Raw genomic sequence first — 506 nt, 5'->3', positions numbered from 1 at the left:
CGCACATTTGCTGCTCTCACCAATACCCCCAAGATCAACCCTAAGCTATCGACCCTCATAAATCGCTTGCGTCCTTTGATTTTCTTGCCCGCATCAAAGCCCACTGCTTGGTGCACCATTGCCCCACTCTTGACACTTTGACTGTCGATGACCGCTTCCGATGGACTGTAGTCACGTTCCTGCTCAATTCTTGTCCACTCTCGCAGACGGTCGTGAATTTTCAACCATGTCCCGTCTTTGCGCCATTGACGGAAGTAGCTGTATACCGTTTGCCATGCGGGAAAGTCAGCAGGTAAGGCTCGCCATCGAACTCCCTCAACCAAGATATAGAAAAGTGCGTTGATCACTTCCCACATATCTATTTCGCGGGGACGACCACCTGGTTTTGCTCCTGGAATCAGCTCACTTAAAAATTCATATTGGGCATAGGTCAAATTACTGGGGTAAGCTTTACTCATAACGCTCTCTCAGTGCTGTGTACTACATATTCGCAGCTTACACTGAGT

The 506-nt window shown here is 48.6% G+C and carries 1 protein-coding gene; it reads right to left on the bottom strand.

The genetic code is table 11. The annotated features are described in order from the left end of the window. Positions 1–458 (bottom strand): IS5 family transposase (locus FLQ44_RS25610; RefSeq protein ID WP_147694981.1); only part of this gene is annotated, 458 nt, incomplete at its 3' end. Positions 459–506 lie beyond the last annotated feature (48 nt).

Source organism: Vogesella mureinivorans, assembly GCF_007644035.1.
Taxonomy (GTDB): Bacteria; Pseudomonadota; Gammaproteobacteria; order Burkholderiales; family Chromobacteriaceae; genus Vogesella; species Vogesella mureinivorans.
This window is presented reverse-complemented; position numbering and strand designations above follow the sequence as displayed.